Annotated in this window: 18 protein-coding genes; 9 read left to right on the forward strand and 9 right to left on the reverse strand. The window is 54.1% G+C overall.

Annotated features, from left to right (window positions below):
• Window positions 1-31: 31 nt before the first annotated feature.
• The 3 genes from dnaJ to AC0VXT_RS19740 all read right to left on the reverse strand — a co-directional run bounded on the left by dnaJ (window position 32) and on the right by AC0VXT_RS19740 (window position 4,049).
• Complete coding sequence (gene dnaJ / locus AC0VXT_RS19730; RefSeq protein ID WP_475546779.1) at window positions 32-1,186, reverse strand: molecular chaperone DnaJ; 1,155 nt, start codon at window positions 1,184-1,186, stop codon at window positions 32-34.
• Window positions 1,187-1,289: 103 nt separating this feature from the next.
• Window positions 1,290-3,212, reverse strand: coding sequence for a molecular chaperone DnaK (dnaK, locus tag AC0VXT_RS19735; protein ID WP_475546780.1), 1,923 nt, complete (start codon window positions 3,210-3,212; stop codon window positions 1,290-1,292).
• A 336-nt stretch (window positions 3,213-3,548) separates the two neighbouring features.
• Window positions 3,549-4,049: a DUF2244 domain-containing protein gene (locus tag AC0VXT_RS19740; protein ID WP_022732850.1), complete on the reverse strand. Its 501-nt coding sequence runs from the start codon at window positions 4,047-4,049 to the stop codon at window positions 3,549-3,551.
• A gap of 216 nt (window positions 4,050-4,265) precedes the next feature.
• On the opposite strand from AC0VXT_RS19740, the gene nth reads away from it, so the two are divergent.
• Complete coding sequence (gene nth / locus AC0VXT_RS19745; protein ID WP_033368946.1) at window positions 4,266-4,907, forward strand: endonuclease III; 642 nt, start codon at window positions 4,266-4,268, stop codon at window positions 4,905-4,907.
• Window positions 4,908-4,957: 50 nt separating this feature from the next.
• On the opposite strand, the gene AC0VXT_RS19750 is transcribed toward nth, so the two are convergent.
• A complete protein-coding gene (locus AC0VXT_RS19750; protein WP_475546781.1) occupies window positions 4,958-6,322 on the reverse strand; it encodes a penicillin-binding protein activator in 1,365 nt (454 codons plus the stop codon).
• A gap of 2 nt (window positions 6,323-6,324) precedes the next feature.
• Here AC0VXT_RS19750 and rsmI point away from each other — a divergent pair, with 2 nt between their 5' ends.
• Both rsmI and AC0VXT_RS19760 read left to right on the forward strand, forming a co-directional pair.
• The gene (gene rsmI, locus AC0VXT_RS19755) at window positions 6,325-7,359 is read left to right on the forward strand and encodes a 16S rRNA (cytidine(1402)-2'-O)-methyltransferase (protein ID WP_022732853.1); all 1,035 of its coding nucleotides are present in this window, start codon (window positions 6,325-6,327) and stop codon (window positions 7,357-7,359) included.
• A 3-nt stretch (window positions 7,360-7,362) separates the two neighbouring features.
• Window positions 7,363-7,761, forward strand: coding sequence for a YraN family protein (locus AC0VXT_RS19760; protein ID WP_475546782.1), 399 nt, complete (start codon window positions 7,363-7,365; stop codon window positions 7,759-7,761).
• A gap of 27 nt (window positions 7,762-7,788) precedes the next feature.
• On the opposite strand, the gene AC0VXT_RS19765 is transcribed toward AC0VXT_RS19760, so the two are convergent.
• Window positions 7,789-8,196: a DUF2000 family protein gene (locus AC0VXT_RS19765; RefSeq protein WP_022732855.1), complete on the reverse strand. Its 408-nt coding sequence runs from the start codon at window positions 8,194-8,196 to the stop codon at window positions 7,789-7,791.
• A 32-nt stretch (window positions 8,197-8,228) separates the two neighbouring features.
• Between AC0VXT_RS19765 and AC0VXT_RS19770 the strand changes: the two genes are divergently transcribed.
• From AC0VXT_RS19770 to AC0VXT_RS19795, 6 genes are all read left to right on the forward strand, one after another.
• Window positions 8,229-9,092: an AraC family transcriptional regulator gene (locus AC0VXT_RS19770; protein ID WP_475546783.1), complete on the forward strand. Its 864-nt coding sequence runs from the start codon at window positions 8,229-8,231 to the stop codon at window positions 9,090-9,092.
• Between the two features lie 135 nt (window positions 9,093-9,227).
• Window positions 9,228-9,890 (forward strand): BON domain-containing protein, encoded by a 663-nt coding sequence (locus AC0VXT_RS19775; protein ID WP_475546784.1) that lies wholly within the window; start codon window positions 9,228-9,230, stop codon window positions 9,888-9,890.
• Window positions 9,865-11,007 (forward strand): SirB1 family protein, encoded by a 1,143-nt coding sequence (locus tag AC0VXT_RS19780; protein WP_475546785.1) that lies wholly within the window; start codon window positions 9,865-9,867, stop codon window positions 11,005-11,007. Before AC0VXT_RS19775 ends, AC0VXT_RS19780 begins: the two co-directional genes overlap by 26 nt.
• 655 nt (window positions 11,008-11,662) lie before the next feature.
• On the forward strand, window positions 11,663-12,652 hold the full coding sequence (locus AC0VXT_RS19785; RefSeq protein WP_101301513.1) for an adenosine kinase: 990 nt from the start codon (window positions 11,663-11,665) through the stop codon (window positions 12,650-12,652).
• Between the two features lie 447 nt (window positions 12,653-13,099).
• Entirely contained in the window at window positions 13,100-14,920 is a 1,821-nt protein-coding gene (gene typA, locus AC0VXT_RS19790; protein ID WP_101301781.1) for a translational GTPase TypA, read from the forward strand.
• A gap of 160 nt (window positions 14,921-15,080) precedes the next feature.
• Entirely contained in the window at window positions 15,081-16,655 is a 1,575-nt protein-coding gene (locus AC0VXT_RS19795) for an AmpG family muropeptide MFS transporter (protein ID WP_475546786.1), read from the forward strand.
• A gap of 130 nt (window positions 16,656-16,785) precedes the next feature.
• On the opposite strand, the gene ptsN is transcribed toward AC0VXT_RS19795, so the two are convergent.
• The 4 genes from ptsN to lptB form a co-directional block, all read right to left on the reverse strand.
• Entirely contained in the window at window positions 16,786-17,250 is a 465-nt protein-coding gene (gene ptsN / locus AC0VXT_RS19800; protein WP_114096459.1) for a PTS IIA-like nitrogen regulatory protein PtsN, read from the reverse strand.
• Window positions 17,251-17,288: 38 nt separating this feature from the next.
• Window positions 17,289-17,885 carry a ribosome hibernation-promoting factor, HPF/YfiA family gene (hpf, locus tag AC0VXT_RS19805; RefSeq protein WP_022732863.1) on the reverse strand — a complete coding sequence of 199 codons (597 nt, stop codon included), beginning with the start codon at window positions 17,883-17,885 and terminating at the stop codon, window positions 17,289-17,291.
• Between the two features lie 162 nt (window positions 17,886-18,047).
• Window positions 18,048-19,628 (reverse strand): RNA polymerase factor sigma-54, encoded by a 1,581-nt coding sequence (rpoN, locus tag AC0VXT_RS19810; protein WP_475546787.1) that lies wholly within the window; start codon window positions 19,626-19,628, stop codon window positions 18,048-18,050.
• 43 nt (window positions 19,629-19,671) lie between these two features.
• Window positions 19,672-20,424, reverse strand: a complete 753-nt coding sequence (gene lptB, locus AC0VXT_RS19815) for an LPS export ABC transporter ATP-binding protein (RefSeq protein ID WP_475548604.1) — start codon at window positions 20,422-20,424, stop codon at window positions 19,672-19,674.
• Between the last annotated feature and the right edge of the window lie 26 nt (window positions 20,425-20,450).

Consider the following 20,450-nt stretch of genomic DNA (forward strand, 5'->3'; position numbering starts at 1 on the left):
GTTTCAGATTGCTGTGCGCAAAGGCGCTGACCTAATCGGTCAGGTCTTTCCAGATTTCTTTCATCTTGGAAAAGAAGCCTTCGCTTTCCGGGCTGGAGCCTTCTGCACGCGAAATCTCGTCGAATTCTTCCAGAAGTTCTTTCTGGCGGTCGGTCAGATTGACCGGCGTTTCGACACTGATTTCAACAAACATGTCCCCGCGCGCCTGAGACCGCAGGATGGTCATGCCCTTGCCCCGCAGCCGAAGCTGCTGACCCGACTGGGTTCCGGCAGGAATGTTGATCCGGGTGCGCGTGCCTTCAATGGTCGGCACCTCGATGGTGCCACCAAGGGCAGCCTTGCCCATCGGGATCGGAATCCGGCAATACAGGTTCGCCCCTTCGCGCTGGAAGAACCGATGATGCGCAATATCAAGGAAGATATAAAGATCACCCGCCGGTGCACCATTGGTCCCGGCCTCACCTTCGCTTGAAAGGCGAATGCGTGTACCGTCCTCAACCCCTTGCGGGATCGTGACCTGCAGGGTTTTTTCCTTTTCAACGCGACCGACCCCGTGGCACGATTTGCACGGGTTTTTAACGATCTTGCCTTTGCCATGACAGCTCGGGCAGGTGCGTTCAATGGTAAAGAACCCTTGCTGGGCACGGACTTTACCGTGGCCATTACAGGTCGGGCAGGTCACAGGCTGGGAACCGGCTTCTGCACCGGTACCGTCACATTCTTCACACGAAACCGATCCCGGAATGGTGATTTCGGCTTTCTTGCCTTCGAATGCTTCTTCGAGCGTGATCGCCATGTTGTAGCGCAGATCAGCACCGCGTGACGATCCACCGCCCCCACGGCGACCACCGCCACCCATGGCGCCAAAGATTTCGTCGAAGACATCGGAAAATCCGCCGCCACCGAAACCGCCGCCGCCAAAGCCACCACCTCCAAAGCCGCCCCCACCGGGACCGCCCTGTTCAAAGGCAGCATGACCAAAACGATCATAGGCCGCGCGCTTTTCGTCATCCTTGAGGATTTCGTACGCTTCGTTGACCTGCTTGAATTTAACTTCGGCTTCGGTATTGCCCGGATTTTTATCCGGGTGGAATTTCATGGCCTGCTTGCGATAGGCGCTTTTGAGCTCGGCCGCGCTGGCATCTTTACTGACACCCAACAGCTCGTAGTAATCTTCTTTCGCCATCTGTAACTCCGAAATACGGTCGGGCCGTCCCAGCAGTTTCTGCGTCCGGAACGGCCCGATTTTTATTTACAGGGCGTCGTTAAAGACGACCTCTGCGGTCGTCTTATTTATCTTTTTTGTTGTCGTTGACTTCTTCGAAGTCGGCATCAACAACACCGTCATCAGCCTGTGCTGACGCACCTGCATCCGCAGCGTCACCTTCTGCGCCACCGTCTTCTGCCTGCTGGGCCTGATACATGGCTTCGCCAAGTTTCATCGCAGCCTGCTGAAGTTCGTTGACCTTTGCGGTGATCGCATCGGCATCTTCACCGTCCTTGGCTTCTTTCAAAGCCGACAGGGCGTTTTCGATTTCTGACTTGGTTGCATCGTCAACCTTGTCGCCATGCTCGGTCAGGTTTTTCTCGGTCGAGTGAACAACGGCTTCGGCCTGGTTACGGGCTTCAACAAGTGCCTTACGCTGTTTATCAGACTCGGCATTGCTTTCCGCATCTTTGACCATTTTTTCGATTTCGTCATCGCCAAGACCACCAGATGCCTGAATGCGGATCTGCTGTTCCTTATTGGTTGCCTTATCTTTGGCAGACACGTTGACGATACCGTTGGCATCAATGTCAAAGGTCACTTCGATCTGCGGAACACCGCGCGGTGCCGGCGGGATACCAACCAGATCAAACTGGCCAAGCATCTTGTTGTCGGCAGCCATTTCACGTTCGCCCTGGAAGACGCGGATGGTCACGGCCGTCTGATTGTCTTCAGCGGTCGAGAAGGTCTGCGACTTGCGGGTCGGGATCGTGGTGTTACGGTCGATCAAACGGGTGAAGACACCACCAAGGGTCTCAATACCCAGCGACAGCGGAGTAACATCAAGCAGCAGGACGTCTTTAACGTCACCCTGCAAGACACCACCCTGAATCGCCGCACCAAGTGCAACAACTTCGTCCGGGTTCACACCTTTGTGCGGCTCACGGCCAAAGAACTCTTTCACGCGTTCCTGAACTTTCGGCATACGGGTCATGCCGCCAACCAGGATCACGTCATCAATTTCGCCTGCGGTGATGCCGGCATCTTTCAATGCGGCTTTGCACGGCGTCATGGTGCGTTCGATCAGATCACCAACCAGACCTTCAAGCTTCGCACGCGACAGTTTGATGTTCAGGTGCTTCGGACCCGATGCGTCTGCGGTGATGAACGGAAGGTTCACATCTGTCTGCATCGAAGACGAAAGCTCGATCTTGGCTTTTTCAGCGGCTTCTTTCAGACGCTGCAGGGCCAGACGGTCTTTACGAAGATCGATCTGCTGTTCTTTTTTGAACTCGTCAGCAAGGTAATCAATGATCTGTTTGTCGAAGTCTTCACCACCAAGGAAGGTATCGCCGTTGGTTGATTTAACTTCGAAAACGCCATCGCCGATTTCCAGAACCGACACGTCAAAAGTACCGCCACCAAGGTCATAAACAACCACGGTGCCAGCTTCTTTTTTGTCCAGGCCATAGGCCAGGGCAGCTGCCGTCGGCTCGTTGATGATACGTTTGACATCAAGACCCGCGATCTTACCGGCGTCTTTGGTTGCCTGACGCTGCGAATCGTTGAAATACGCAGGTACGGTAATCACGGCTTCGGTCACCGGCTCGCCAAGGTGGCCTTCTGCGGTTTCCTTCATTTTCTGAAGCACCATGGCTGCGATCTGGCTCGGGGCCATTTTCTCGCCATTGACTTCAACCCATGCATCACCGTTTTCGCCGGCAATAATTTTGTACGGCACCAGATCCTTGTCTTTTTCGACTTCAGCGTCGCTGTAACGACGGCCGATCAGACGTTTGATCGCAAACAGGGTGTTTTCCGGGTTGGTCACAGCCTGACGTTTTGCAGGCTGACCGACAAGACGTTCATCGTCATCGGTGAATGCGACCATTGATGGCGTGGTACGGGCACCTTCACTGTTTTCAATCACGCGGGCTTCTTTGCCGTCCATGACTGCAACGCATGAGTTTGTGGTGCCAAGATCGATACCAATAATTTTGCCCATAGTAAGTTCCTCTTTTAGCGGCCGGTCCGTCCCGCAGCCTTCGCTATGAAGCGCCGCGCAGGACCTCCTGGGACCAATGGTGTTAATACACGTAATTTTTCTGGGGGTTCTTCGTTACCCCGCGCACCTATATATGAAAGTCCCCACAAAGTCGCAAGCGGTCAAAACAGGGAATCTAGGGTGTTTTTGGTGATCAAACGCCGATTTTGATCCAATGACGGGCATTTTAACCCGCTCCAGAACGCCAAATTGGCGCATAAGGCCGGTTTTGATCCTTGAAATTCGCGCTTTTTAAATCGGTTATAACCGGGTTGCAAAACGCGCAAATCTAATTTCTCAGGCAGGGTTTTGCGCCGGATAGCAACGGTTTTTACGCAACACGTCTTCAAGTCGCGAGGCCAGATCGGCCTTTTCATCAGGCCCGAGAAAACCGGCAATTTCCAGACTTTTGCCATGTGTTTGCAAAAAAAGACTGCACTGCGCGTCTTCACCTCGCTCAAGAACAACGCGCAGCCAATATGGCTGAAAATCATATTGCTGACGTCGGCCACGCACCGGGATTCGCGTCACCCGTAAATTCCCCGGATGCAACTCAATCCGTTCTTCTTCGCGTGCCGCCCGAAAACTGAAATGAAATGCCAGGGCCAGGAAAATCACATCAACCCCCAAAAAGCCGATCACCGGCCACGCCCCCACCGACCAAAAGATCAAGCCAATCGTCGTTGTCGCCCCCGCCAGCAGAAAAACAACATTGCGCGCCCCGCGCCGTGACAGGGAACGCGGCGGCCTCAGGGCAATGCTGAAGATCGGTTTTGAACTGCGCGGTACGGCGGGCACTATATATCCCTCTGATCATGGTCGTCTTGTACGCGACGATTTTGCGCCCGGCCTTGATCGGGCTGCAATCAGAATTCGATTTTTTGACCCTGCACGTTTATATAATAGCAGATCAAGAGATCGGATCACGGAACCGGTGTGTTAACAAGACGCCATTCCCCAAATCGACCGCAAAAATGCGGCACCAAGAAAGAGTTTTCTGCCATGGCCCGCCCGATGAACAAAGCCGCGATTGACGCCTTTTTTCAGCGTCTATCCGATGCCGATCCCGAACCCAAGGGGGAACTGGACTACACCAATCCCTATACGCTTCTGGTTGCTGTAGCCCTATCAGCACAGGCCACCGACATCGGGGTGAACAAGGCCACCAAGAAGCTGTTTCAGATCGTTGAAACCCCGCAAGACATGCTTGATCTGGGCGAAGAAGCCCTGATCAGTCATATCAAAACCATTGGTCTGTATCGCGGCAAGGCCAAGAACGTCATGGCTGCGGCCAAAATTCTGGTTGAGAAACATAATGGCATCGTGCCCAACGATCAGGACGCGCTTGAAGAACTGCCCGGTGTCGGGCGTAAAACTGCCAATGTGGTGCGCAATATTGCCTGGGGCGAACATACCATGGCGGTTGATACCCATATTTTCCGTCTGGGCAATCGCACCGGTATGGCCAATGGCAAAACGGTTCTGGCGGTGGAAAAGGGACTGATGAAAAAGGTGCCTTCGCGCTTTATGACCCATGCCCATCACTGGCTGATCCTGCATGGACGCTATATCTGCAAGGCGCGCAAACCGCGCTGCGGCGACTGCATTGTTAATGATCTGTGCAACTTCAAAGACAAAACGCCCGCCGGAGCATAACCCGGCAGGCGTTTTGCGTCATACTGTCGATACGGTTTTACCCGATCAAATCAGAATACCTGATCAAAGCTGTCCGGGGCCGGCGCAATAACCTTTGCCCCCTCTGGCCCGATTTGCATGATGGCATACCCCCGTTCAGACCGACCATCTGGGGTCAGGCGAAACACACCATCCACACCGACAAATCCGCTGGTGTTGGTCAACGCAGCCTCGGACATATTGTTTTCATCACGCGCCATCAAGGCCGCCAATGCCGTACTGTCATAGGCCAGACTTGAAATGCGCGGCGGCTGATCGCCAAAGGTGCGCGCAAACCGATCCGCAAACAGTTCCCAGTTTTCCGGGTTCGGGGCGGCAAAAATCCCGCCCTTAAGGGCTGGTTCGGTAAACAGTCCCGGATCGTTCCAGCCAAATGTCCCGATGAATTGCACCACCGACGGGTCAATATCGAAATAGGCCAAAAGGGCCGATACCTGACGCAAGTCCCCACCGGTTGCCGGCAGGATCAAGGCATCAAAATCAAGCTCACCAAGGGTATCGACACCTTCAAGACGCCGCAGTGCACGTTTGGCCGCAGTCCCGCCTTCGGCATTCAACTGTGCCTTGCGCGCCCGCAAATTCGCCCGCCGTGCGTCATAATTTGCAAAATCGCGGATGGTTTGCTGGAGGCCTTCGGACCCCGGCTGATAGAAGGCAACCCGGCCAAGTGTACCGCCAACGCGCGACACGACACTTTGCAAGGCACCGGCAATCTGACGACCATAATCATTCTGCGGCAACAGGGCGGCAAAACGATATTTGCCCTGCGTTGTGGCATAACCCACCGCACGCGCAATCTGGTCTTCAGGGATCAGACCGTTGACCCACACACCATTTTCCGCAACCCGTCGGTTGTTGGAAAAGGCCACCACCGGCACATTGGCCGATTTGGCAACTTCGCTGGCACCGCTAACCGATTCGGAAAACAGCGGACCAAGGATCATCTTGGCACCGGCGTTAATCGCCTGACGCGCGGCATTCTGCCCCCCCTGATAGGTCCCGGCGGTATCAATCGGCATCAGGATGAAATCATCCGCGGCGATATCAAACATTGCCAGTTCGGCCGCATGGCGCATCGCACGGCCAAGGGCGGCATTCTGCCCTGACAGTGGCAATAACAACGCAACACGTTTTTCCGATGTTGCAGCCTCATCATTAAACAATGTCGGGATTTCTTCGCCCACTCCTTCTGGTAAGGCGGCATCGTTTGTCCACGGATTGGCATCCGGGATCAATCCCTGATCCGGTGCGCGGGTCGCATTCGCGCCGGGGTCGTTGGCGGTTTCCACCGGTGCCCCGTCTCGTTGCATGCCAAACAGGTCCGTGATACTCGTGGTCGCACTACATGCGGCTAGCCCGATAGAGAGGACAAACACAGATGCCGTCCGGCACACGACACGGCACCAAGCCGAATCCCGATCAAAATTCTTCAACGCCTGACGACGCGGCGCCTGATTTTGCCCCGGATGACGTTTCGGAGAATCCACTCTCACCTCCCGATAACTCGTTTCGCACGCAGGGTAATGCGGGCGACCGATCAAGTAAACATGATGAAAGCCATTTGCCACTTTCATCTGGTCTTTATCTTGTTGCTACTCCAATCGGAAATTTGGGCGATATTACGTTCCGCGCACTCGATATCCTCAAACGCGCCGATATTATCCTGTGTGAAGACACCCGCACATCGGGAAAATTGCTGTCGCGCTATGGGGTGAAAACCAAACGCATTGCCTATCACGAACATAACGCCGCCAAATTGCGGCCGGAAATCATGGACCGACTTGGCAAGGGTCAGGGACTGGCGCTTATTTCCGATGCGGGCACGCCGCTGATCAATGATCCGGGCTATAAACTGGTGCGCGATTGTAAGGCCGAAGGCTTTAACGTTACCGCAGCACCGGGCGCTTCCTCCCCGATTGTCGCCCTGATCCTGTCGGGCCTGCCCAGTGACCATTTCTTCTATGCTGGCTTCCTGCCGCCCAAAACCATGGCGCGTAAAAAGGAACTGGCGCGCTTTGCCCCGATCCCCGGCAGTCTGATTTTCCTTGAAAGCCCCAAACGTCTTGCCGCCAGTCTGGTTGATATGGCTGAAATGCTTGGTGGTACGCGCGAAGCCGCGGTCACCCGCGAACTGACCAAGATGTTCGAAGAAGTCCGCAACGGCACACTTGATGAGTTGGCCGCCCATTACGCCGAACAAGGTGCGCCCAAGGGCGAGGTTGTGGTCATTGTCGGCCCCGCCGATGAAACCGGGAATGAACCAAGCCCCGAAGACATCGACGCCCGACTTTCCGACCTGATCAAAACCCACCGCACCAAGGATGCGGCCGATATCCTTGCCAAGGAAACCGGGCTTAAAAAACGCGACCTTTATAATCGTGCGCTCGCACTTGCCAAACCATCGGACGACTAAGCCATGGCCCCGTCGCGTTCTCGCCCCCCGGTGCCCGGTGATAAATCAAAACGCAAACGGGCGGAAAAGGCCGGTCGTCGGGCAGAAACCCTGTGTGGATTTTGGTTGCGTCTTAAGGGATATCGCATTCTTGCCACCCGGTATCGCAGCCCGCTTGGCGAAATTGACATCATCGCCAAGCGCGCAAACCTGATCGCCGCGATCGAGGTTAAAAACCGCATCAATCGCGCCGATGCCCTTCTGGCGATCCGCCCGCAACAGCAAAACCGCATTGCACGTGCGCTTGAATCCTATGCCGGGCACATTGGCCATCAGGGTGATTTGCGTCTTGATCTGATGATTGTTGGCAAATGGTATCGGATCGAACATCTGAAAAATGCCTGGCATACAGAACCGCGCTAATTTGCCAATACCCACACCCCCAATATCTTAGGGATGCATTTTTGCGCCCTTGGTGATTTTATCGACAATGCGTTTGTCGGCATGAATGCCAATACCCACAAACTGGGCGTCATCGGGGGCCAGTCTGGCAAAAACATCCCGGTTGGCGCCATCATGGCCGGTGGCAAACATTTCTTCGATATAGGCAGATGCCCGAATGCCACGGTTTATGGCGCGTTGATGAATTTTCGCAATGGTTTGCGCATCCGCCGCCAGAACGATGGCCGGCTGACGTGACAGCGGGTTGTAAAGATTGTTCTTCGCATCGACATAGGGTTCGCCGATGATGTCAGGTGTTTGGGCGACAATGCCGCTCATCAGAAAGGCCGTCACATTCAGTGACTGCCACATCTGCAAATCATCGCGCAACACCAGCGCCACTTTGGTCTCGAACATATGCGTCCTCCATCCGGTTGGGTTATCAGGTCATGACAGAAGCAATAGAACAGGACGGTGAACCCAGTATTGAACGTTTGTGCAAAACGCGTGAACGGTTCATTGCGGCCCCTGCCACCCCCGGGATTGAACGCATCGAAGCACAGTTCTTTGGCAATATGTTTTCCCCACACCGTCATGACACCTATGCGCTTGGCATTACGATGCGCGGGGTGCAGACGTTTAATTATCGTGGCGAATATCGCGCCAGCAATCCGGGCAACGTCATTGTTTTGCATCCCGATGAATTACATGATGGTGGTGCGGGCACCGATGACGGTTTGCAGTATCGCATGCTCTATCTTGAACCGGCCCTTTTGCGGCGCGGCCTTGATCATGAAACAGCATCCCTGCCGTTTGTCGGCGATCCCATCATTCACGATCCTGCACTGTGGGCGATCCTTGCATCTGTTTTGGGTGAACTTGAAAGCGACGTCGATCCATTGTTGCGCGATCAATTCGTCACCGACATCGCACATCGTCTTTCACAGCATGCCAAAACACCCCTGAAACAATCGCGATACAATGCAAGCCTGCAGATGGAGCAGGTTCGCGCATTCCTTGAAGCCAATTTTGATCGCCCGGTTCTATCGCACGAACTTGAACAGGTCGCCGACATGGATCGTTATCGATTGATCAGGCATTTTCGCGCCCGTTTCGGAACAACACCCTATCGCTATCTGATCATGCGGCGCCTGCAACAGGCCCGCGCCCTGATCACGCTGGGTCAACCGCTTGCGGGCATTGCGGCTGAAACCGGATTTTCCGATCAAAGCCATTTTAACCGGCATTTCCGTCAGGCATTTGGCCTGACACCGGGACGCTGGTCGGAACTGGCGGCCCCTCATCGCCACTGAATACCCCGAAGTTAAAAGGCTTCGGCAAAGATAAAATGCATATTTTCTGATAAACCGGTCCGGATTTTAAAACTCCTTAACCCGATGGGGTAATGATGGGACATTATTTGGGGAATCGGGACGAGACTTCGGCATATGGCGTCAGCATATGACACAGCCCGGCATTTCATTGGCACATGGCCAAGCAATGCCAAGCGGCGTTTTTGTATTTTACTAACCTTGGCATTCACCGGTTTTGGCATTCTGCCGTTGGCGGGCTGCACATCGATGGCCATTGGAGCCGGGGCAACCGCCGGGGTCGCGGCCTTTCAGGAACGCGGATTTGAAGGGGCAGTAGGCGACACGGCAATTACAGCTGAAATCTGGCAAAAGTTTCTGGCACAGGACGAATCCCTGTTTCTCAATATCGAGATCGAAGTTGTCGAAGGCGAAGTTCTTCTGGCTGGTGAAGTCAAATCAGCAACGGACGAACTTGAAGCCGTGAAACTCACCTGGCAGGTTGGTGGTGTACGCAGTGTGCTTAATGAAATCAGTGTCGGCGAAGGTGCATCCTTCATGGACAATGCCAACGACCTTCTGATCACGACCCGCATTAAAACGGCCCTGATGTTTGATACCGATGTCTTTGCGATTAATTACAGCATCGAAACCGTAAAGGGCACGGTGCATCTGATGGGGATTGCCCAGGATGACCTTGAACGCAATCGCGTCATCGCACATGCCCGCGATACCAGCTATGTTAGACGGGTGGTCAGCCATATCCGCCTGAAAAATGATGCAAACCGGCAAGGAACCTGATCCTATTAACAGTATTCGCCACATCACAGACCCGACCGATCCGGATCGCCAATGGCTTGTCGATTATGGCAAGGGCAATAAGCCCGACGCCACGGCAGCAGAAGCCGCATTGCGTTTTGCACGGATCAACGATCCAAACAACGCACGCGACATTGCACCGTATCTTGCGCGGCTTGATGATCTGGCCGATCAGGTTCGTTCCGATCTTGCGGCCCTGTTGGCGTCATCCGGGCACGACACAGTGGCATCCGCCAAGGTGGCGCCAGACAACACCTTGGCTCCAGAAACCTTGGCACAGGCCTCCATCGAACAAATCGTATCGACGCTGCAATCTGTCATCCCGACCCGACATGGCTTTCAGGGGGATGCGGAAAACTATGATGACATGGAAAACGCCGATCTGATGAAGGTCATGGACCGCAAACGTGGTCTGCCTGTTGCGCTGGCCATGCTTTATATCCATGTGGCGCGCCGTTGTGACTTTACGATCACCGGCATTGATTTCCCCGGTCATTTTCTGTTGCGTCTGCAGTCAAATGGCAAACGCCGCATGATTGATCCGTTCCATGGCGGCATTGCCCTTGGCCCGGCCGAGCTACGCGAACTTTTAAAATCGTTTAGTGGCCTCGATGCCGAACTCGAACCCCGCCATTATTGCGAATCTTCCGACGTTTCTATTTTGTTACGACTTCAAAACAACATTAAGGTTCGTGCGCTTCGTGCCGGGGAATTGACCCATGCGACCCGCATTATCGAGCATAGCCTGTTGATCGCACCCGACCATGAAGGCCTGTGGCATCAGCTCGGTGCACTGTATGCCCGCCTTAATGAAGATCATAAGGCGCTGGGCGCCTTTGAACAGTTTGTAACCCTGTGTGAAGACCCACTTCATCGCACCAGAATCGAAGCGGTTATCGAAGAATTACGCGATCGGCTTGGACTTGATGTCCTCTGCCACACCGATGGGATCACCAAAACAAAAGCCCCTGCCGTCACAGATGATGACAGTGTCAAAAACGACGCAAAAGACAATGCGCCAATCCCGCTTTATCCCAATTTGATGTCAGTTACCAACACCACAAGCGCGTCTGACACCCCCTCCTCAAGCGACCATTGACTCGAATGAAGGCATGGTCGGCCACAAACCGGCACAGCATGTTAAAATGCCATTTTTCGCTATGTTAGATTAATCAATATTATCTATACTGATCATTATACAGATAAATTATTACTCTTATTTCAATACAAACCAGTTTGTCCGTTGTTTCAAAGAAATCGAATGCGGGTAAAATTCGAGATTAAAAACAGTTAAAAATTCTTGTTTGCGTATTTTTGCTCCGTTCTCACCCTCAAATCCGGGGAATGTCCCTTGTTGTGCATCACGGACCGCTAATTTGCGAAATCTGGCAGTTTTCCGGGACTTATGATTCATTCTTCCCCGCCGGATGGGATTCAATTGACTGATCGCACGATGTTTAAACTGCAGGCTCGGGAATCTCGTTTCAAAATCGGCGCAAAAAACATCGTATGTAGTTTTTCAGGTCCTTAACGCGCGGTTAAACGACCGGTCACGAAACGGTCGCAACACTTGCACCAATAATTGCAATGCCTATACTCCCGCCAATGCCCAATGGCCCCTATGATATAACGTCACCTATTATATAAAGACGGTCCGGTTCGGCACGTGTCCAAACGGCCCGTTGCGCGGAAGGCCTGCGCGCCATACCGTACGAACCAAACACGCAAACGCACACATCGCAGGAATGAATTACATGCACGACACCAAAGTTGACGTCGTCGGGATCGGAAACGCCATCGTTGATGTCCTTGCCAACTGCAAGGAAGAAGACCTCAAACGGCTGAACCTGGTTAAGAACTCTATGACCCTGATCGACGCGGATGATGCGGATCGTTTGTATGAACAGATGGGGCCGGGCATGGAAATGTCGGGCGGGTCAGCTGGCAACACCATGGCCGGCATCGCAGCCCTTGGTGGCAAAGGCGCCTATATCGGCAAAGTCCGCGATGACCAGCTCGGTCAGGTGTTTCGCCATGACATTCGTGCGATTGGTGTGCAGTTCAATTCGACCCCGTCAACCACAGGATCGCCGACCGCGCGCTGCCTGATTTTTGTCACCCCGGATGGTGACCGCACCATGAACACCTTTTTGGGTGCCTGTGCGGAACTTGGCCCGGAAGACATCGACGAGGATCTGATCAAATCGGCAAAGCTGACCTACATGGAAGGCTATCTTTGGGATCGTCCAGAAGCCAAGGACGCCTTTATCAAAGCTGCCAAGGTCGCCCACGAAGCAGGCCGTCAGGTTTCCATCAGCCTGTCTGACTCATTCTGCGTTGACCGTCATCGCGAATCGTTCCGCGATCTGGTGCATAACCATATTGACGTGCTGTTTGCCAACGAAGACGAAATCAAGTCGCTCTATGAGGTTGAAACCTTTGAAGAAGCCTTGGCCGAAGTTCGCAAGCACTGCAAGGTCGCAGCCCTGACCCGCAGTGAAAAGGGTGCGGTGATTGTTTCAGATAACGAATTGTATGAAATCAGCGCCGAACCTGTCGCGCGCGTACTTGATACCACCGGGGCCGGTGATTTGTTCGCATCGGGTTTCCTCTATGGCTATACCAAGGGGCATGACCTTGCGACCTGTGGTCAGCTGGGTGCGATTTGCGCCGCCGAAGTCATTTCACATATGGGCGCACGCCCGGTTGCCGACCTTAAGGACCTGATCAACAAGGCCATTTGATCGGTTCGCAGGACATGATTTACATGCCCTGAGACAGACCTCGAAAGATTTCACGGGACGGCAATATTTGTTTGCCGTCCCGTTTTATTTTGGCAAACAGCACAGATTCCGTGGCTTTGCACTGCACACAAGCATTGACTTTATACAGAGTTTAGCGCAAACAGCCCGCATTGCAGAAAAATCAACCCCGCATGGCGTGCACGAGGCTGGTCATTCGCCTCCACATTGGCTATGACAGGGCAGCTTTCGAGCCAGCCTGCAAAATGTCTTTGGGCCAGTAAACATTCAGCATGTGCCGTGCTGCGCAAATTGCGCGGGTTTGACCTTGCCGACCGGATGAACCCGGTCTTAGGGCGGCTGAATATCTACTGGCCTTGAAACTTTTACTGACCGATGCGCAAGGGACACATCCCGGCGCGCGGCATTTTTATTCTGGAGTCCGCGCCAATGAACTTGCGCAATATCGCCATCATCGCTCACGTTGACCATGGCAAAACCACCCTCGTCGATGCGATGTTCCGCCAGTCGGGCGTCTATCGTGACAACCAGCGCGTTGATGAACGCGCCATGGACAGCAACGATCTGGAACGCGAACGCGGCATTACCATTATGGCAAAGCCGACCGCAATTCAGTGGGGCGAGACCCGTATCAACATCGTTGATACCCCGGGCCACGCCGATTTCGGTGGTGAAGTCGAACGTATCCTGTCGATGGTTGATGGTGTTGTTCTGCTGGTTGACTCGGCCGAAGGCCCAATGCCACAGACCAAATTCGTTTTGGGTAAAGCCCTGAAGCTTGGCCTGAAGCCAATCGTCATCATCAACAAGATCGACCGTCCGGATGAGCGCGCCGAAGAAGTTCTCGACGAGATCTTCGATCTCTTCGTGTCGCTTGAAGCATCCGATGAACAGCTCGACTTCCCGACGCTTTATGCATCTGGCCGTGATGGCTGGGCTGCCGAAGCCCCAGAAGGTCCGAAAGAAAACCTGACCCCGCTTATGGATCTGGTTCTGAGCTATGTTCCGGCTCCGAAGGCAGACGTTGACGCACCGTTCGCAATGATTGCGACCATGTTGCATGCCGATAACTTCCTGGGTCGTATCCTGACCGGTCGTATCGCGCAGGGACGTGCGAAACTCAACATGCCTGTTAAGGTTCTTCGCGGTGATGGCACGGTTGAAACCGGCCGTCTGTCCAAATTGATGGGCTTCCGCGGTCTGGATCGTGTGCCACAGGAAGAAGCAAATGCTGGTGACATCATCGCAATTGCGGGCCTGACCAACGCAACCGTTGCCGACACCATCTGCTCGACCGAAATCACCACCGCGATTGCAAGTCAGCCGATTGATCCGCCGACGCTGGCGATGACCTTCTCGGTCAACAACTCGCCGCTGGCTGGTCAGGAAGGCGACAAAGTTACCTCGCGCATGATCCGTGCCCGTCTTGAACGCGAAGCCGAAGGTAACATCGCGATCAAGATCGGTGAAACCGCTGATAAAGACGCATTTGAAGTCGCCGGTCGTGGCGAACTTCAACTTGGCGTTCTGATCGAAACCATGCGCCGCGAAGGCTATGAGCTTTCGATCTCGCGTCCGCGCGTTCTGATCCAGGAAATCAACGGCGTCATGTCTGAGCCGTTCGAAGAAGTTCAGGTCGACGTTGACGAAGAATACGCCGGTTCGGTTGTTGAGAAAATGAGCCTGCGCAAAGCCGAAATGACCGATATGCGGTCATCAGGTGGCGGCAAGACCCGTATCATCTTCCACGCACCGTCGCGTGGCCTGATCGGCTATCACGGTGAATTCCTGACCGATACCCGCGGTACCGGCGTTATGAACCGTGTGTTCCATTCCTATGGCCCGGTCAAAGGTGCCATTGCAGGCCGTCGTAACGGCGTTCTGATTTCAAACGATCAGGGCGACGCGGTTGCCTATGCTCTTTGGGGTCTGGAAGATCGTGGCGCGATGTTCATCGAATCGGGTACGCGCGTTTACGAAGGCATGGTCATTGGCGAACACAATCGTAACAATGATCTTGAGGTTAACATCCTCAAAGGCAAAAAACTGACCAACGTTCGTGCATCGGGCAAGGATGACGCCATCACCCTGACCCCGCCGCGCCGCATGTCCCTGGAAGAGGCCCTTGCCTACATCCAGAACGACGAGCTGGTCGAAGTAACGCCGACAAGCATTCGTATTCGTAAGCTGCACCTCGATCCGAACGTGCGCAAACGCGAAAGCCGTAAATCAGAATCCGAAACCGTCTAATCGTTTCGCAGCTGAATTGAAAAAGGCCGGTCCAGATGGATCGGCCTTTTTTGCGTTTAAGGTCCTTTAAGGTCCTTTGCATCACAGCCGGACGATTTCGGCATTCCTTAACCAGTTTCCCCTACTTTGTGGCCACGTGGCATTCAAACGGGGGAAATTGATGCACAGCGCAGAAAAACGAAGCTGGAGCGAGGCCTTTGGCGCCTTCATCCATCCACGTGTCATCACCATGCTGTTTATGGGCTTGTCTGCGGGCATTCCTATCCTTCTGATTTTCTCCACCCTGTCGATCTGGCTGCGCGAAGCGGGTGTGGATCGTTCCACCGTGACCTATTTCAGTTGGGCAGCGCTTGGCTATTCGTTCAAATTCGTCTGGGCGCCACTGATTGACCGGCTACCCTTCCCGGTCCTGCACGGTATTCTGGGGCGTCGGCGCAGTTGGCTGATCATTGCCCAAGGGTGCATCATCGGCGCCATCCTGTGGATGGGGCTGACCGATCCGGCACAAAACCTGACCATGATGGCCTTTGCCGCCGTTGCCCTTGGCTTTGCCTCGGCCACACAGGATATCGTGATTGATGCCTATCGCATCGAGGCCGCCGATACCGATCTTCAGGCCATGATGAGTTCGGCCTATATTGGCGGCTATCGCATCGGCATGATCGTTGCCGGTGCCGGGGCGCTCACCATTGCCGGGCTGTTTGAAGCCGAAGGCAGTTACCAACCCTTTGCCTGGACAATGGCGTACGGCTGTATGGCGCTTGCGATGTGTATCGGGGTGATTACAACGCTATTGATCCGTGAACCGGCCGTAAACCGCATCGACAGCAAGTATTTCCACGAAACCTCCGATTACGTGCGATTTCTTGCGATGTTTGCCGTCACGGTCATCGCCTTCATCCTTGCCAATCTCTATGCCGGGGACATCACCGACCCACTCAAAGCCATCTTGCGCGATGGCGGCATGATCAGCGAGCTTGCCGGGTTTATTGCCGGCACTCTCAAACTGGCGATTTCGATTGCCGTTGCCATTCTGATCGCTTGGCTGACCACGCGGGTCGGCCTCACTCCGACGGGCATGGTGCGTGAAACCTATATCGCACCGGTAAAAGACTTCATTGATCGTTATGGCAAGGCCGCGATCATTATCCTGATCCTGATTGGCGTCTATCGCATTGCCGATATCGTCATGGGGGTCATGGCCAACGTGTTTTACACCGACCTTGGCTTTTCCAAGGAAGAAATCGCCGCCGTGTCCAAAACATTTGGTCTGTTCATGACCATTGCCGGCAGTTTCATGGGCGGGGTTTTGTCGGTGCGCTACGGGGTTGTGCGCATCCTGTTTGTCGGGGCGTTACTTTCGGCGATCACCAATATCCTGTTTGCCTTTATGGCCCATATGGGGGCAAACACCATCATGTTTGCCGTGGTGATCATGGCCGACAACCTGTCGGGTGGTTTGGCAACGGCGGCCTTCATTGCCTATCTGTCGGGCCTGACCAATATTTCCTTTACGGCCATGCAATACGCGATCTTTAGTTCGATCATGACCCTGTTTCCAAAGATCCTTGCCGGGTTCTCGGGCACGGTTGTTGATGCGGTCGGATACAGCTGGTTCTTCATTGGCACCGCCATCATCGGCATTCCGGTATTGTACCTTGTCGTTCTGGCGGGCCGTTTAACCGATGTGGAAAACCCAAACAAGGATCGTACGCCAGCCGAAGCTGAGGGTTGATGGTCAAACAGCTGATCGCTCTTGCATATCGTCCATAAAGCAAAACCGGACGCCTTAACGGGCGTCCGGTTTTTTAAATTCTGGGCTGTTATCTGTGCGTACGGGGATTACCCGCCGGTCACTGACCTTTTCAGGCGGCCTGTTCGGCCTCATCCTGTGTCAGCAGCGCATAGATCGCATCAGCAGAGCCTGCACCACGCAGCTTGTCACACATGCCCTGATTGCGCAGCAGGCGGGAAATCCGCGCCAGCGCCTTCAGATGATCCGCACCGGCTTCTTCGGGCGCAATCAACATGCAGAACAAATCCACCGGATGCTCATCAACTGCATCGAACTCGATCGGGTTCTGAGCACGGGCAAAGACCATGTAAAGCCGATCAAGATCATTCAGCTTGCCATGCGGAATTGCGACACCACCGCCAACGCCAGTGCTGCCTAGTTTCTCACGATCAAGCAGGACAGAGAAAATCTCGCTTGCATCGCGTCCGGTAACGTCGGCTGCTTTCTCGGCAAGTTCCTCAAGCACAGCCTTTTTCGCACCGGACCGCAGTGCCGGAATAACCCCGGACGGGGTAAGAATAGATGATATGTCCATTTTTCGCGTTGCGTTGTTTGGCTCAGAATCCGCGTCCGTCACGCTGCACCGGCTTCCTCATCGGCTGGATCAAGCCACCCGATATTTCCGTCGGCACGACGGTACACAACATTCAATCCGCCATGTTTGCCATTCCGGAACATAAGTGCCGGAATGTCCCCCAAGTCGAGCCGCATGACCGCTTCCCCAACAGAAAGCGTATCAATGCGATCGGGCGTTTCGGCAACAATCACTGGTTCATAGCCATTTACGTGAGTGTCATCCGAATGATCATCGTCTTCTTGCGCGATCACATAGTGGATCGCATCTAGGCGGGCCTGCTCATGATGGTCCCGGCTGGCGTGATGATCACGCAGGCGCCTTTTATAGCGCCGCAACTGCTTAGCCACTTTGTCGCAGGCTCCGTCAAAGGCGGGATAAACTTCATCCGCCGATGCTTTGGCCTGCACCATCATGCCCTTGCCGACATGGACCGAAATTTGCGTATGATAGAGATGTGCCTGTTTGGTGAGTGTCACCGTGGCTTCGATCGCGTGATCGAAATATTTCTCTACCGCAGGGTCCAAGGTCTCGACGACGTGCTCGCGAAGAGCATTTCCTACGTCAAGTTGCTTACCGATAACCGTAATTTGCATGGATCGCCTATCCCTCTTTGAGTGACTTCCCAGTACATATGGATGTTTGGAGCCCCTCAATCAGGTGGGCGCACCATATTCCCTCGTAATAGCCAAGTCAAGATATGGGTATTCTACCTTAAATTACAGCACCTTATGGCGCATTTTTCTGGTAAAAAAGTGCTAGGAAGCACGTGATTTTTTTTCGCGACGCCGCTGAACAGAAGACGCAATGCGCATCGCTTCGCGGTATTTTGCCACTGTTCGGCGTGCAATGTCGATCCCTTCCTTTTGCAGAAGTTCGACCAGTTTGTCGTCTGACAAAATCTTTTTCGGATCTTCCATATCGATCAATGACTTGATCCGGTGACGCACTGATTCCGACGAATATGAATCTCCGCCCACCGATGATGAAATCGCCGTGGTGAAGAAATATTTCAGTTCAAACATCCCGCGCGGGGTCAACATAAACTTGCCATTGGTCACCCGCGATACCGTACTTTCATGCATGCCAATGGCCTCGGCAATGTCGCGCAGGATCAACGGGCGCAAATGCGACACCCCATGGCTAAAGAACCCGTCCTGCTGGCGGACAATCTCGGTCAACACCTTCATGATGGTGGTCGCACGCTGATGCAGGGCCTTCACCAACCAGTTGGCGGTCTGCAGTTTTTCACTCATAAAGCCGCGTTCTTCGCGGTCACGCAAACCAGACCCGATTTCCGCGACATATTCCTCATTGACCAAAACCCGCGGCAGCGCATCGGTATTCAGCTCAAGATGCCAGTTGCCATTGCCCGCAGCGCGCATCAAAACATCGGGGATCACCGGTGTTGCCACTTCACCGTCGGCCGTGCGGCCGGGGCGCGGATCAAGCGTTTTGATCTCGGCGATCATGTCATGCAGATCATCGGCATCGACACCGCAAATTCGGCGCAACCGGTCAAATTCGCGTTTCGCCAGCAATTCAAGATTGGCCAGAAGGGCGGCCATTGCCGGATCAAACCGGTTTAGATCGCGCAATTGCAGCTCAAGACATTCGGCCAGACCGCGGGCAAAAATCCCGACCGGGTCAAATCCCTGCATCACCGACAGAACATGCTTCACATCCGAAAGGTCGCACTCAAGCGAGGATGACACCTCCTCAAGTTCCCCACTGAGATAGCCATTGTCATCAAGCATATCGATCAGATAACTGCCGATCATGCGTGAGCTTGCATCGGCAAATGCAATGTTGAGCTGATCATCAAGCGACTGACGAAGCGTTGCTTCATCGGCAAGGGTTTGTTCAAGGCTGGGCAGCTCATCACCACTGCCCCCACCTGAACCGCCACCACCGCCCGCACCGCCACTATAGGGGGCGGAATAGTCATGGCTGCCCGAAACAGGCGCACCATTTTGGGAAATCTCGCCCTCGCCGTCATACAGCGCGTCGCTGGCGACATCGAGCGGACTGTCACCCGCCCCCATGGTTTCACTGGCAGTCAGGCGGTCGGTGCCGAACTGGTCATCACGATCGGTGAAATTGTCGCTGGTGCGTTGATCAATCCCGTCGTCACCATTGCCGACCGCGCTATCGCCCGATTCGGCATACGTCTGCCCCGGGTCCGCGCGTTCAAGCAGCGGATTCTCAAGCAGCTCACTGTCAATGAAATTGGAAAGTTCAATATTGTTGAATTGCAACAGCTTAATCGCCTGCTGCAATTGCGGCGTCATGACAAGAGACTGGGACTGGCGAAGATCAAGCCGCGCCTTCAGGGCCATTTATGCACTACCCCGTGTCAATCCGATTCCCCCCAAGAAATGGTCACAGGCTAAAACGATCGCCCAGATAAACCCTGCGAACATCGTCATTTCTAACGATTTCATCGGGACCACCTTCCATCAAAACCCGGCCATCATGCAAGATATATGCCCGGTCAATAATGTCGAGAGTCTCGCGCACATTGTGGTCAGTAATCAAGACCCCAATGCCACGATCTTTCAGATGACGTACAAGATCACGGATATCCCCCACGGCAATCGGGTCAATCCCGGCCAGCGGTTCGTCCAGAAGAACAAAGTTCGGATGGGCCGCAAGCGCACGTGCAATCTCGCAACGGCGGCGTTCCCCGCCCGACAATGCCAATGCCGGTGTGCGGCGCAAATGCTCGATGGCAAATTCTGCCAAAAGGTCTTCAAGGTTCTGTTCGCGTTTGATGCGGTCATCTTCGACCACCTCAAGCACGGCCATGATATTTTGTTCGACCGTCATGCCGCGGAAAATCGATGCTTCCTGTGGCAAATAACCAATGCCAAGACGCGCGCGCTGATACATCGGCATCGATGTAATGTCGCGACCGTCCAATGAAATCGACCCGCGATCAGAAGCAATAAGCCCGGTAATGATGTAAAAACTTGTCGTCTTGCCCGCACCGTTTGGCCCCAAAAGACCAACCGCCTCACCGCGCTGCACAGACATCGACACGTCTTTGAGAACCGGGCGTTTCTTGAAGCTTTTGCCAAGATTATGCGCCACCAGCCCCTTGTTCGCGCTCACCAAACGCGGCCCGCCATCCACAGAAGATGTAGCCTGTCCGTTTGATG

It is taken from the genome of Thalassospira sp. Z349TD_5 (assembly GCF_056173045.1).